This is a genomic window from Pseudomonadota bacterium, assembly GCA_039033415.1.
Taxonomy (GTDB): domain Bacteria; phylum Pseudomonadota; class Gammaproteobacteria; order Xanthomonadales; family SZUA-38; genus JANQOZ01.
Window position 1 is genome coordinate 214544 of sequence record JBCCCR010000004.1, and the last position, 15043, is coordinate 229586.

Annotated in this window: 3 protein-coding genes; 1 reads left to right on the forward strand and 2 read right to left on the reverse strand. The window is 51.0% G+C overall.

What is annotated here, in order from left to right; all coding sequences use genetic code 11:
* Window positions 1-148 precede the first annotated feature (148 nt).
* Together AAF358_04830 and AAF358_04835 are read right to left on the reverse strand one after the other, a co-directional pair.
* Window positions 149-715: an Imm52 family immunity protein gene (locus AAF358_04830; protein ID MEM7704852.1), complete on the reverse strand. Its 567-nt coding sequence runs from the start codon at window positions 713-715 to the stop codon at window positions 149-151.
* Window positions 712-13323 carry an FG-GAP-like repeat-containing protein gene (locus AAF358_04835; protein ID MEM7704853.1) on the reverse strand — a complete coding sequence of 4204 codons (12612 nt, stop codon included), beginning with the start codon at window positions 13321-13323 and terminating at the stop codon, window positions 712-714. Before AAF358_04835 ends, AAF358_04830 begins: the two co-directional genes overlap by 4 nt.
* A gap of 781 nt (window positions 13324-14104) precedes the next feature.
* Between AAF358_04835 and AAF358_04840 the strand changes: the two genes are divergently transcribed.
* The gene (locus AAF358_04840; GenBank protein MEM7704854.1) at window positions 14105-14848 is read left to right on the forward strand and encodes a hypothetical protein; all 744 of its coding nucleotides are present in this window, start codon (window positions 14105-14107) and stop codon (window positions 14846-14848) included.
* The last annotated feature ends 195 nt before the right edge of the window (window positions 14849-15043 follow it).

The window sequence follows — 15043 nt, forward strand, 5'->3', positions numbered from 1 at the left end:
ATCGAGGAAACTGATGTGCGGACAAACGTCTGCTCACATCGAATGCGGTAATTGGAACAGCCCGTTCTCGTCAGATCAATTGTTTAAGGTTAGCGTTGTAACCCGAATTCGAAGAGCATTTTCACTATCATTCAAGGCAACGCGACAACTAGATCCAGTCGTCTTTTGAAACAACCAATTCTTGAGTTTCAGAGCTGTAACTAATCCACCCACCTGATTCCCAGGCAGTCGTCGCCTTGTGTTTTTTTATCCAACCCATGCTGCTCAGCACCGCTGCGTTTGGCTCTAAACAATCAACGAAACACCGAAGAAGGTTTTCAAAATCGATGGCAGGGTATTCTAGAATTGGATCTCCCGCTGGGAATCGGAGGACGACCGAATTATTAATCTGACTAGCGAAGGCACCACACGTCGCACTGAATCCAGTAGGCCTTTCCGGGTCTCCAGCCCAAAAACTAAGACTGAAGCCTAAATCCTCGATTACAGAACCATCGGTCTCGCTTTTGTTCGGCGCGAGCAACTGAGTGATTGCTTCACGCGAGATTTTGATAGGTTGTTCCAATGAGGGTTTGACCGCTGTCGCACCAACCCTCCACTCTGTCGAAGACCAACCACATTCGGCCATGCTCATTAGCAGATCGGACAAACGGCGAGCACAACTACCAACACTTTCCCTACGTGGCCCCCAATACGCACCTAAAAATGCTCTTATCACGGCGGCGTTACCAAGATTTCGATTCCACTAACGCCTCGAATCAAGAAGAGTTCACGAACGGCTTCTGCTGCTTCTGCTTCGGCGAAATGCCACTGAATCGGTGTACCGTTTGCTACCCTTAGTTGTCTCTGAGCTTGATCTACCATCTCGTTTGCGCCCTTTGTGAACCAAACCTTAAAGGTCCCATCCGCGTTTACCTTGCTTGCATAGTTCGGGCCTTTCGCTTCGAGCAATATGCCGTTTACGTCATCGAAACCATCGAACTTCACATTGTCTACTAGGTATTCGACGTCTGGGAGCCTTCCAGTTATTTTGCTCTGGTAGCGCATCGCCCGATCTTTGTAACCCCTATTATTCACGATAATAAACTCGCCAGGACCCTTAAGGAGTTTCCCCGAGCCTCGCGCAGTTATTTTTATGATGTATCCGGCACCCCCAGTAGCAACATAAAGACCAGTTTCGATAGCTGCGGAAGCAGCGGCCCCTTTGAAATCGCCGACAACCAGGCGAGAAATCGAATCCCCGTACGGTACGAAAAGCACGCCAAGTAGCAACAAATCCTCGGAGGAAGCGGCTTCGATTGGTCTATCAGCCCTTGGGACCCAGACAACCAAAGACTGCTCCGTCACCAACGTCGCATCGGCGATATAGGCCGGCAAATCCGGAGAAACTGGATACTGGGGACCAAACAGCGGCCCAGAATCGGTCGGCGCAGCACTGTGAACTGATATTCCTGTCGTCTGCTCGCCAACAACCCGGTTGTTTCGTTGGTTGATCAAGCTTCCCAACCCTGGAACGTATAAGCCGTCATCTTGAATTCTTTGACCGTAAAGTAATGCTTCAAATGTCTCGTCGTAGAGGAAATACGCTCCGAGCCCGGGCCCAAAGTCAAAGTCGGCTGTAGTGTCGCCACAGGCATTTTGCTCGCCATTCCCACACGCTATCGTGTAGCCGCTAGGGTCAACATACCGAAGGGGGTTGTTCAGTGTATAGGTATATCGATTGAGGAACTGTGGGTTGACGGCATCCTGAACAAACGGATCAGCCTGCAAGAATCTCCCCGCGACAGAATCGAAGACTCGTCCGCCCATGTGAATAATGCCAGCATCGTCGATATGTTCATGACCAGTGAAACCCGAGGTGGTCAGGTTCCTTCCAATCGTCTGCGCGATCAACTCCTCCAGAACGACAGTCCAGTCTTCGGCGGCCCTACGTTGACCCCAGATGTCATACGCGAGGTCTTGCACGACGTCCCCCAAATCGTTGGTTATAACGTCAATTGAACCTAAATGATCGCGGTGCAGGTAGCGACGTGCTGAAAAATTGGAGGCCGGATCGAAATCGACGACGACGTTTTCCGAAATATAACGGCGATAAATTCGATTCGACCCAGGGCGATCAATGATTTCGACCGATCCCACGTAGTATGTATGGGTATCAGTTGGCGCATCATAGCGATGATAGCGGGAGCGATCCGTACCGTATCTAAAGGAAGTTTGAAGTAACTGGTTCCGCCTAATTTTATGAAGCTTATTGAAGGTCGTATACGAGAGTTCGCTTGGACCACCAATAGCGTTCGGCCTACTGACTACATTCCCAGCATTGTCGTAGCCATAGTCGCCGACAAGTCCATCAATGCTAGTAACCGCATGTACCTTAACCGGGTGAGCGTACTCGTGAGTCGCTGAAGCCATCGAGCAGGTCGCATCGAACCGTCGACATCTGAGATTCCCACCTTCGTCATAGGCTAGTGATTCTTCGCCAGAGACCGAGGTACCCTCTCGGTAGACTAAGCTAGTTAACCTGTTCAGCCCGTCATAGCCATAACTCTCACTCTGGCTAGTCATTTGGTTCGTTCTCGCTGAGAGATTTCCTAACTCAGTCCAGTTGTAGGTCCATTCCTGAACGGGCGCCGCTCCCTTCGAGGACGCGATCGTAGTGACACGACCCGTTCTTGGGTCAAACGCCCAAGTCCCATCCGTTGAATCTCGGAGACTGAATTCGGCAATACTTCCCCTAGCATTTACCGCCGTTATCTGTTTATAGGGGGGAGAGGATGCGCCTGTTGCAGCTTCATGGATAGAACTTAGGTACCCGTAGTCGTTGTATTGAAACTGAGTTCCGTGCTCACTTCCAGACGCGTCGAGGTATTTGAAAAGCCGACCGAACTGATCGTACCTGAATCCCTCCATGAAGGATTCGCTCGAGCCTCCACTGGTCTCCAAACGGAGTTCAGTATCTATCTGAGAAAGTCGACCGAGCGAATCGTAATGATAGTTCTTGGAAAACCATTCGTTGCTCATGGTTTCTGAAACGACAAGCCCGTAGTCATTGCTGTTGGAGTTATGGCCGTAAACCCATCTAGTACGTTCAACAAGGTTGCCACCATTGCATGAATGTACATCGACCCCTTGGCCCGTTCGATCAATTCTTTCATTGACCCTACCAACCGAGTCGTACTTGATAATTGATAGATTCTGGTTAGCGTCAAGCTGACAATCGAGTTCTCCTAACGCGTTGTAGGAGAAGTATGTTGTCCCTCGATCGGGATCCACGAGTTGCGTTCTGTTCCCAATGGAGTCGTAGGCGATTTGAATTCGATCGTCAACTCCTTCGAGAGGGCCATCAATTTCACTCAGTCTGCCATCCGCACGGTAGGAGTATGTGGTCACCCCACCCTCGTTATCCTCAACCGCAAATCGGTTTCCGAGGGCGTTAAAACTGTCGACCCGAACCTGCGAACCAACGGTAGAAGTTACTTCGAGATGAGCATAGTCAATCACACCGATGAGGTTGTCGGCAGATTGCCAAAGTGTCAGTCGACCCTGATCATCGAATGCTGCATGATTCCAGTGGACCGAGCAGGATTCCGTCGAATCACATGGCTCCGAAACCGACACGAGCCGACCCAGAACGTCGTACCGATACTGCTTAAAGTAGTATTCACTCCCCGAGAATCCTGCGCTTGCGGTCGTTACAGCCCGACCAAGTCTGTCGTAGCACCGCGTAGTCTCCGGTATTCCCCCTCCGTTGGTGACGCTTGCAGCAACAGCATATGAACTGGGGCAAAGTTGAAGCTGCGTGTCGCTCCAAATTGTTTTCCTCCATGCGCCGGTATCATCTTTCTGAAAATACGGCCGCCCCATATGATCATAGACCATCGTGGTCATCAGCCCGCTGATATTTGAAATAGAAGTCGGATTTCCGAAGCGATCTCGACCTCCAATCTGAGATTCAATCTGATTGAGCGCGTTTCGTGTCGAGACTACAAATCGTCCGTTTTGATCGTAGTCAGCGTGTGTAACCCTGTTTTGATCAAGGGAATCGCCAGCAATCATGGTTGACACCCTGTTGCCGAATTCATCACGGGTGTAGGTAACTGCAAGTGCTTCGGCCGAGATCGATTGCTGCCGATTTGTTTCTCTAAGCAACCCCGACCCTGAGTCATATTGATACTCGTAGTCGATGATAATCGGCGAACTCCATTGTCCGTCCCAAAGCTCGTACTTGACGTTCTTTGTACTTAGAAGCCCTGGGCGCCATACTCCACCAGGAGCACCTCCAGACAGATTTGCCGTGGTGTCGTACTGATACCCCAAGTCCCATCGCTCGCTCCAAATCCGAATTGGCTCGTACGACAATACCTGCTCACGTTTGTTGATGATTATGGACGTTGGGGTCCCATAGAGTAGCGCAGTCTGCGTTTCGAACTCACGCCTGATCGACGATTCGACTGTCTTGCTTGACGAGGGGTTCTTCCAGCGGTCAGGGCGAACCCAGGTACGAGAGAGCTCACGATAGGGAAAGACAACTTCTAGTCCAGAGTAGTTCTGAACATCTGACTTCCAATCATGGATAGAAAATTCGAGAATATTGTTGAAAATCGTAGCATCAATCTCAAACAACTCGATTCCGGTCTTCTCAGGTGCCGACTTTGCGACCGGCGGATTATCGTCTGGGAATGGCCCGTTAAAACTTGCCGGAACCCAAGGAACTTGGACCCGTTCGGTGTTTGTTTGGCTAACCAGGCCGGTCCACGGGTGCTCTAGCCTAAACCGAGTCCTTGTTGCGAGCTTGTAACCATCCTCGTCAACGTCATGGTCGTTTAACATCTCTATGACACTAAACCCCAGGAAACCTCGTCCGATTTGGAGTTTGCCATCGATATAGTGGTAGAGCGTGGTGGCGAAGGTATCGGCTTGCGAGGTAAAACCCGCAATAGTGTCGGCAGAACGGTTGATGCTCACTGAAGGAGACCGCTTATCTAGACGACTTACTACAAATTGGGGACCAGAAACGTCATAGACCGCCGAGCCACGGCCCCAGTCCTTGTCCGAGCCGTCAGTACCTCTGGTGTAGACTAAAGGATCGGTGAGCGGTGCATAGGACACAATGTATTCTTGTCCTAGACCTAGGCCTTGGTCTATGTGGACAATCACGTTTTCTGGGTCTCTAGGACCAGAGGATTGATTTAATCCGTTTTTTGACTCCCGGATACGGATCTGGGATACGGAATTGCCCGATGAATAATCGATCAGAACTTGGTCAAGCTTTCCATCGCCCGTAAAATCGACAAAGAGCGACCGGTCGTCACCGCCTCCAATTTGCGCTACACCAGCGGTCAATTGTGGGCTTGCAGCAAATCCAGAACCTGTATTTGGAATTAGTGCCCACATGTTGCCTTGAGGAACAAGTATGTCTAGTAACCCATCCCCGTCGTAGTCCAGTAAGCGCGCGTTATCATTTCCAGAAAACCCTGAAATGGTTTGGCTCCCGAGAAGTGCCCCTCCCACATTGATCGAGAATTCATCCCCAATCAACATATCGGCCAAAAGGTCTCCGTTGAGGTCCGCTGGAATTACGCGCGACTGCGAAACAGCGTCCGGGCAAACATCAATCAAGTCACAACCCGGAGAGAATCCAACCGGATCAGGCAATACTAAAAAAGTGCCATCTTCGGCCAATCCTATATGCCACGCCTCATAAATTCTGGAGGTGTCCCCCGGGAACTGCTCGGTGCAGTTGTTTCCAAGGCCGCCCCCATCCGGCTCTTGGCAAACCTCTGCCCTCACACGCAGCAAAACGTCAACGGCGCCATCCCCATTAAAATCAACAGTTCCGCGTGGGATAGCTGAAATTTCATAGTCAAATTCTGCCGCCCCTTGAGGCGGAAAAAAATCACCATCTAGATGAGAATTGTTGCTGAAGTCGAATTGAAGAGTAGAGGCCGCCGAATAATAGGACCCATAACCGAAATTCCGCTGCCAATAAACTGTTGTACTCTCACCGATAGCGTTCCTGTAAAGAAGATCAACTCTGCCGTCGGCATTCAAATCGATGACCTGAATTTCTGCGGGCTCAGTGGGAAAGTGCGAGAGAGTTGCCGTAGTCGACAAGGGCGATACTTCGCCGCCCTCTCGCATCAGCCATGTTGATCCATCCTCGAATAGGATATCGTCATAGCGATCGCCGTTGATATCGGCAACCCGCCAATCCCAAAACGTCTCTCCATCATTTATACGTTCGACCGTTTGCGGGAGTGTTCCTGCACTTACCTCAGTGTCGAACCCGCTCCCATTCGAAATTCGATACCACAACGGAAAAGAGTTTCCGACCTTGTTCTTTACGTAGACAAGGTCGGCGAGACCGTCACCGTTAATATCACCTGATTGAACCTCCGCAATGCTACCGACAACCCCTGCGAGCGAAGAGTCAGCATTACTCAGAGATCGGACGGATCTGATCCATTCGAACTCTGTGGGCTTGAAGCAGATGTTCGAGGTCGAGTCTGAGCACTCGGAAATGCTGCTCAACATCGATCGACCATGCCCGTCGCCGCCAGGTTCGTATCCGAGGACATAGGAACGTAGACTCTCGTAACCGCCCGAGGCACTCACCTTGGAAAAGGAGTCTATTCGGTTAAGCCGATAACTCAGCGACAACGGGACACCAGCCACGTAGCCAGTTCGTTTATCTGACCTGTTAGTCGCCCAGTCAAACTCTATCTTGTTAGTGAAGTCTATCTGTGGCGAGACACTGTCATTATCTGCATAGTTAATTCGCTTAATGTGATACTCGACAACACCGGATGGAAATGACTCGCATCCGTTGGTACTGCCACCAACGGATGAGCAGTATTCGAACGTCATGAAGTTTTCTGCAGAGTCCGCCAGTTTGTTTATGGCCCAGGCAAACGTCTTAGAACCACCTACCTGCGTGAGAATCCGAGAGTCCGCAGTCCCTCCATAGGTACTGACGGTTCCGTCTTTTCGCCAGACAACGAACTTCTCTGGACCGTCTTGGACCGTTCCGCCATAAGACATGATCTTCGCGAACGTGTTAATTTCGGTCCGATATTCGGTAAAGCTCTCGCCGTCAGCCCCATTTATGGCGATGAGTCGCTGTCCATCAAGACAAAATCGATCGTCTGCCGTCATTTGCACGCCAGTAAGCGCAGCGGCTCCGTCAGTCTCAAAGGTCTGGCTGCAGCGAGAAATGATCGATACTCCGCTTATATCCCAGCCCATGCCAACAGGACCGTTGTTTGACCCACTGCTGTATGTCAGGGAGATTTTGGGCGTTAGCCCGCCAGAGGCAGGACCAGTCATGATTGGGACTTCGTAGCGAAGTTGCCCGTATCGATCAACCGTTAGGCTTCCTGTGGTGTAGCCGATTTTGGAGGAGTCAGCGTCCAATTCGGGAATATCCTGGTCATGGGCATCTGGTGCAAGATCGGGCCCATCTGAGCCTTCTACGATAATGTCCCCGGATACGGCTATTAGTGTGTCGGCTGATGCTGAGCTGTTGTCGCGATGCAATTCGAATGCGTAGCGTGCATCGCTTGATAGCGTCGGCGAGAACCCAAGGATCTGCGAGGCCGTTTGGTCAATCTTGTTACGAATGAACACTGCCGCGTTGGGGTAATCGCCTTCAGCAAACCAATCGACGAATACTTGGCATTGCTCATTTTCAGTCGCGCAAACAACCGGGAGGCTCTCGTCTTGCCCGGAAAACGCAATCGCGTTGAGGTTTTCCCTTTTTGTTGTTTTCAGTGGATTCAGACTTGTTCCAATGTCTGCAACCACATTTGGGTCATTGGAATCGAGCCAGAATGTCCCATTGGTCCGAAAATTTGCGCTGATTGGGTCGAAAGAGCGGTTGCCAGTCGCAGAAAAGTTTTCGTCTACAGCAAGCGCTCCAGTGAACTGTGTATCGAATGGAGAGTAACCCTCTTCCACGGAGATGAAACTCATCGGCTGCGCAAGCGGGAGCCTCCCTGGCAAAGAGCTCTGGTCATGATCTCCCCGGATCCAAGTGCGACGGCCAGACTGATCAAAATAAGTAAGAATGATTGAATCAGCGTTTCCGACGATCGCTTCAAACACCAGTATGTTCGTGTTCTCGATTGAGTAAAGGCCGGTATAGTGATCGGAGCCATTTTGGGGGCTGTTTGCGGGAACGACCTGTCTTAAAAAGTCCTCATCAATTTCCCCAACAAAACCAATAATGTTCGAGGAAACATACAGGGACAGGTCTCCACCGATTGTTGGGACATTAAGACAAACTGTACCGCCGATATCCCCGTAGTCACCGCTTTGGTTCATTGCCTTCAGCGTCCCCTCGTACCATAGACCGGGTTTATCGGCACCTTTCGCGTGACAGAAGCCTGTTGAATTTCCGTCAGGGACAAAGGTCTTGAACTCAACAAGCCACCAGATCGGCGTCCAAATATCATTGGACTCCGCGTAGGTAAACCAATAGCCGACAAGATCGTAGACGTTGACATCAAAAGGCGAATCGAAAAGACCGTCTTCTCGCAATCTGTCGCGCCAGTAAAACATCCAGCCGTGACCAGATTTATCAAGGTGCTCCCATTGTCCGGGCGCTACACTCGCACCTTGCCCGATCGGCAGTGCTGGAGGTGGTACGTTGATCTGGCTATAAGCTGGTGCGATTAGATCACGAACGATCGGAGGCGAATACGTGCCGCAACTCTCAACACCCGTAGTGAGTTCAATCTCACATGTTGAAACGCGGTATTCGACTAAGCCACCGTATGCTTTGTCAAAAGACGCCTTGGGTTCTGTCAACAAATAGGTAATAGAAGGCTCGTCTGTGGAAATAGGTTGCTCTCTTAGCCGGTACAAAATCGACTTGCCTTCAGTTGCATTGTGCTTATTCCAAAGCAACGTAAAGTTAGACCCAGTTTCGTCCATGTATGCTGGGCTACCCGACCATTGCCCTTCCGGAACTGATGGTGTCGATGTCCCTGCGATATCGAGCATTACAGGAGAATCCAACGCCATACACCGGCTTGCATTACAGGTCTGGAGAAAATAGGAGAATCGCTGAGAGTCCGCTGCAGGTGCGTGGGTGACGTTGAAACTGTTTGCGCCGCTGACCATTTCCTCCACGGTTGAATCCAAGCCAAATTCACGCAATCGGAAATACGCGTTTGAGAATTCGGCCGGGTTAAAGCTGCTCCAGAGCAGCTGATATGAGGGCGCAGATCCAGAAATACTCAAAGTTGGTGCCGGCGGCATCGGCTCCGAAAGCACTAAGTTCTCTTGCCAGTCCGAGCATCCATGCGAACTGCATGCGCGGATGTCAAAGGAATAGTCGCCATAGGGCTGCGTAGTCCCATTCGGTACAAACGTATGGGATGTTCCAGATGCGGGAACGTTGGCCATTGGGATCGAACCGAACCCTGTGCCATTGGCGTATTCCCAGGTGATCTCGTAGTGGTCGGTATAGCTGTCATCATGCACCCATGAGAGGGTGATACTGTAGGTCGCGCCATCAACACTGACTTGAGCCTGAGAAAGCTCAAGCGGCAGTGAGTCTATATCGACCATGATGCTGGAAGATGGGGCACCGCAACCGGACGTTCCACAGGCCACGATCCGGTAGTACCTATTTCCGGGTGGTACGTCCTGGAGCGCAAAACTGGTAGACCCTATCGTACCGACTGATGACCAGTTGACGTCGTCAGTACTGTCAAACAATTCGTACGTTGTCGCTGAGGCTCCATCCGCTGGAGCAGTCCAGTTGAGCGTGAAGTCACCCAAAATAGGTGGGCTTGAGGTCATTGCCACCCCAGTGACTACTCCCGGGACCCTTAACCCGCTAGAAGTCGGCGTGTATTGCCAGCCACTACAACCAGCGGCATTGCAGGCCTTGACCCTGAATCGGACGTCGCCATTTGGAGATCTGGTAGCGCTAGTAGCCGGTCCGACCCAAATTTGGGCCCAATTGGGGTCAGCTTCCTGGAAGTGGTATTCCGTCGGCTGGTCTCCACTCGGGTTTGCTGCCCAGTTGACATTGATGTTCGTGACAAACGTCGATTCAGTACTCAGATTGACCACCGAGTTGGGCTTGAGAATCCCATCCGAGCTCACCTGGCTTGAGTAGCCACTGCACTCGCCGTTGTTGCAGGCTCTCACTCGGAAATAGTGGATATCCCCAGACGCAGACCCCACCGATGCAGAGGTTGAGCTGTGGCTATGAATCACGTTCCAAGAGCCGGATCCAATTTTCATTTGTAGTTGATACTGATCCGGGCTCGCCCCAGAACCTTGAGCCCACGAGACAGCCGCGTTGCTTACGAAAGTAGGGGCGACTGAAAGCCCGGTTGGCACTCCCGGTTGTGCATCGACGAAAATGGGATCGGACCACGCCGTTGTGCTGCTACAGCCTCCTTCGTTGCAAGCTTTGACGCGGTACTTGTAGCTACCAGAACTCCGATCATTGAAAGATTTAGAGACAGCATTGCCAGGAGAGAGTGAAACCTGACTGGGTGTCCCACTGTAGAGAGACTCCTCCAGCACAAAGTGAGTGTGGTTGGTGCCGCCAAGGTTCCACGAGATGACATAGTCGCCGAGAGAATTTGATATCGAGGAGGTTGGAACCGATGGTGTTCCTGGTGGCAGGCGAACGGCATTAAAGCTAACCGTGCCCGTTGGCGTACTGCATCCGACGTCGTTGTGACAAGCCTCAACGCTGTATTGGTAGTTTCCATAGGGACCTTGGGTTAAATCCACCAACATCGGAACACTAGTGACATTTGTGGTCGTCGTGACGTTGTTTGGATCCGTTTGAGTGACTCTGTAATAGTCAGACAGCGTATTAGTTGGAGCAGTCCAATCGACAACCAAAAAATCTCGAACCGAGGGGTTATTCCAGGCGACACTGAGACCCGTCGGAGTGTTAGGGACCTCGGGCAAAACCGTAATCGCGGAGATGTTTCTCCAACTACTGTATCCCGCGCCATTTTTGGATCGAACACGGTAGGTATAGGTTACAGAGTCGTTAGTCTGAAGACCCGTCTGAGCATAGGCGGTCCCAGTTACCCACCACCAACCTGCGTTACTCCCGTTCAATAACCGCTGGAGCTGATACTTCTCTACGGTTCCCACCGAAGCGTTCCATCGGACTTGAAAGTAATCATCGTTGTCGGCGAACGGCGCTGTAGGCTGACTTTCATGGGTGTAGTAACCGCTCGATGGCGTACTCGGTGGTTGTGACTCCTTGACAAGGATCGTGTACGAGTACGAAGGGTTGTCCGGTACACAATTTGCGAACGTTATGCAGGCGCCAACTCTATGCCTCACCGTGTGGCTAAAGGCGTCCTGTGGCGCGGTAGCGGTTATCGAGGTGGACGTCGTTGTGTTCCAAGGCGAGTAATCATTCGAGTTCAGTTTCTTCGAGTATTTATAGCCTTCGACCAAATAACTAGGCTCAAACCAATAGTGCGTCCACGAACCGTTCCAGTCTTCATAGATGCCGCCACCTGGCGTGTACTCAATTCCAGACTGCCAGACCTGACCGATTGATGGAGCCTGCTGGGGCGCAATGCCGATCACTGGCCCTTCTACCCAGGCAGTCGTCCCAGCTTGATTAGTTGCGCGCACGCGGTACTGGAACTCTTGATAGGCAGTGGCATGCTGCCCCTTACTCATGCCCACGCAGTGGCCGTTATAATTCGCCGGCACGACATTGGTCGCTGACCACGCTCCGCCTGGTACGCGTTCCTCCCAGTGGTAGTAGTCGGTGTTGCTAGCGGTGCCTACAAAGCACATTTGGTACACACCCTGGGAGTCTACGTTGGGTGAGATGTGCGTGTACTCCACGCCCTGGAAAAACGGCGTATAGGGCAAAGAAGGCTGGGGAATATTGAGTTCTCCGGATACGGTGACCGTGTTGAAGACCGGAGCGCAGCAACCGCTGTGGTAGGCCGTTGCCTTGAACGTCCAAACATTTTGATCGATGAAATTGACCGTCTTGTACCAGGTGTGGCTACCGCAGCCCAGCGACTGCCAATTGTTGGGTGAGCCTCCCGGCGCGTCATAAAACAAGCAAGTGCTGTAGTTGCCACCAAAACCATAAATTCTCAGGGTGACGGAACAGGTGGTCTGCCCAGCGTTTATCTGGCAAGGGTTTGCACTGTGTACGGCGACGTAGCCAGAAGTCGATTTTTGGGAGGCGCCAGACGAGGATTCGGCGTCAGACCTTTTGCTAGTCGATGATTTTGAATTTGGAGCGTTATCGGGCGCATCTCCTTCGTCGTCGACTGGGACAAAACAAGGAGGAAACGGTGGTTCGGTATCTTCAGGGCCGTAAGTCAGGTTGCCCAAGGAGCATTCCCGCAACCGAGGCTTCCCGTTATGTTTCACTCCGGCGAGAGTAACGCCGTGTAAGGAAAACTGAGATTGATCTGACTCTTCGTTATAAACCGTATCGGTTGTCAAGATGAAGTCTGTCAGGCCATCGTTGGTAAAATCGACCAACTCAATACTGGAAACCGTCGCGTTCCAGGTATGGTCCAGGATGTCATCTTTGAGGCTCATGACATCGCTGTTTGCGAGGGAGTCCGCTAGAAATACGAACTTGTGCTTTTTCTCCGCTGCGCGTTTTTGGACAAACAGATCGTCGCGACCATCACCGTTGAAGTCGCCAATATGCAAAACGGCTTTGTCGTCGGCCAATTGAACGCCAAGATCCGCTTTTGAAACGGCTTCTGACTTGTATCTCCCATTCTTCTTAGCAAATAGAAATATTGCCTCCTGAGTCTGTGACACCGGCTGCATGAGCAGATCGGTCCGACCATTGCCGTTAAAGTCACCGACGTGTGGCAGGTAGTCGTTCAGGCTGCTTCCGTTGGCTAGATCTTTGAGCTTGAAGCTCTGATGACTTTCGATCGCGAAGACCCTATTTGGGTTTTTGTTCGGCCTTTTGGTCTTAGTCAGAAATGTGTGGATCTTCTTTTTGTCGTTTGGAAATCCAACAATGTCAGCAAATCCGTCGCCGTTGATGTCGGTGACGATTAGCGTTGCGTCCGCACCGGACCATTTGAAGTCGTGCTTGGACGATCTAAACGACTGTGGCTCGATGGGATCGTCGTCCTCAGCCCAACCAAAATTCAAGACCACGCGCCCACTGCGTTCTCGCGGCTGAGCGAACGTATCGTCGATGCCATCGCCGTTGAGGTCACCCGCGTGAAGAATGTGGGTGTCGACAGAAAAGAGGTTATCGCTGGAGGACTTTTGCTCTTGTGCACTGACAGAAGTCATCAAACACAGGAATACAACCAGGAAGCGAACAGCGTTCATTGGGCGAGCCTTTGGGAGCGACAGCTCCGTCGGAGACCGAGTAGGAGAAGGTCTTTGGGAAATGATGATTCGGGTTCAGTAGAGGACAGACTTAAGCGAAGAATTGGAGCGGATATCAACGCCCGGTAGTCCGGTCGCCTAGGGTCGAAAGCACAGCACTGAAGTACCAAAACTGATGCCTTTGGCTTGTCAACCAAGCCTGACCATCCTAAGTGTCGCACCCCCCAGCACGAGGCTCAGACAGTACGCTCAAATTTCGGAACTAACAACAGAAAACATCGGAATTTATCAATAAATAGGTATAAATCCCTATTTGTTCTATCGTTATTTTTGCCCGGACTCTCTTTTGAGGTACCGTTTGAATCGCAAATACATATATTTATGGACTAAAAGTTTTCATATCTGCGAGACTGAAGAGCTATTTATCTGAAACCTTTTTCCTCAAGTGCCTTTGTACCGAAAGACAAATAACCGAATACCTAGACCCCACAACAGCGTTGAAGTCTCTTTTTTTCATCTTGTTGCTTTCGCGTTTTGATACTCGCGCAAATAAGGAATACATCTTCGCAGGTGCCGTACCGAGATACGGTAAGTTCCACGTGACGGACCACCAGTAGGGACACCAAATTGAGCAAACGCAGTCCTGTGGCGCAGAGAAGAAAATACTTGGGGAAGCAGTTGTTTTTATGGGTAAGCGGTACAATGAAATCCTAAAAAAATGCGGCGAAATTGTCATTTGTACGCAATACAGAAGGCGGCACCTGGGTAACGTGAGAATCGAATGACTAACGAATTCAAATGGCACACCGTACTCAGCAAGTTCTCAATCATTGCGCTGATCTTAGGCCTACTTATGCTGCTAGCGTCTATGGGCACGCTAAAAGTCGGATCGTTCGAATTCACACCTTCCGATGGAGCAGGGCTAGAACTGCGTTTCCATTTGGCGAGCGCAGGACTGATATTGATCTTGTTGGGTACCACCCTTGTGCTAAACGAGCAGGGTATCTGGAGCGGAAAACTCGGTGCGTTCTTCTTCGCCCTGTCCCTATGCACTTTGGGTGCGCTAGGCTACTTAAACCTCAATCAGTCAACGGCAGAACCATCTCTATCGTATAAAGACTTGCGATTATTCAACAATTGGGACGTTTCAGAAGATCGCTTTTTTTCCCAAATTGCGACCGGTAGGCTCGGTGCACTTGGCGATGAAAAAAGGCTGAGCTTACTGTGCAGAAGGCACGACCCAACAGTAGAGTTTGAATCCGACGTTAGGATAGTGAAGAGCGCGCGCTTCAAGATCCGACCTGAAGAGGTAGTACAAACCCTGGCCATCAGTTTTCCGCCAGAGTTTTCCAGTAAACTGGTTGACGGCGATGTGATTGAGTGCGCTTTGGTGGCGCTAGCCGAGGGTATACCTTTAGATAAGATTCGAATCGCCGAGGATGTGATTGAACTAGGTGGAGAAATATTGAGCTTCGCTTCCGACGACGTTGCGGCACCTCGGGGAGACGGACCACCTAGCGGCTAATGCACCGAATGAAGATACCTGTCATGCGTCTCATACTCACAAAAGCAACTGTTTTTTCGGTCGTTTGTGGTCTATGTTTGAATTTGGCGCATGCGCAATGTGCTGGTAAAGCTGACTGCAATAGCGGTCGGGTAAGCGAAAGGCCTGCAAAAACCCCGTCAGCGATCCAAGCTTGTAACAGGGCGCAAGAAAAGA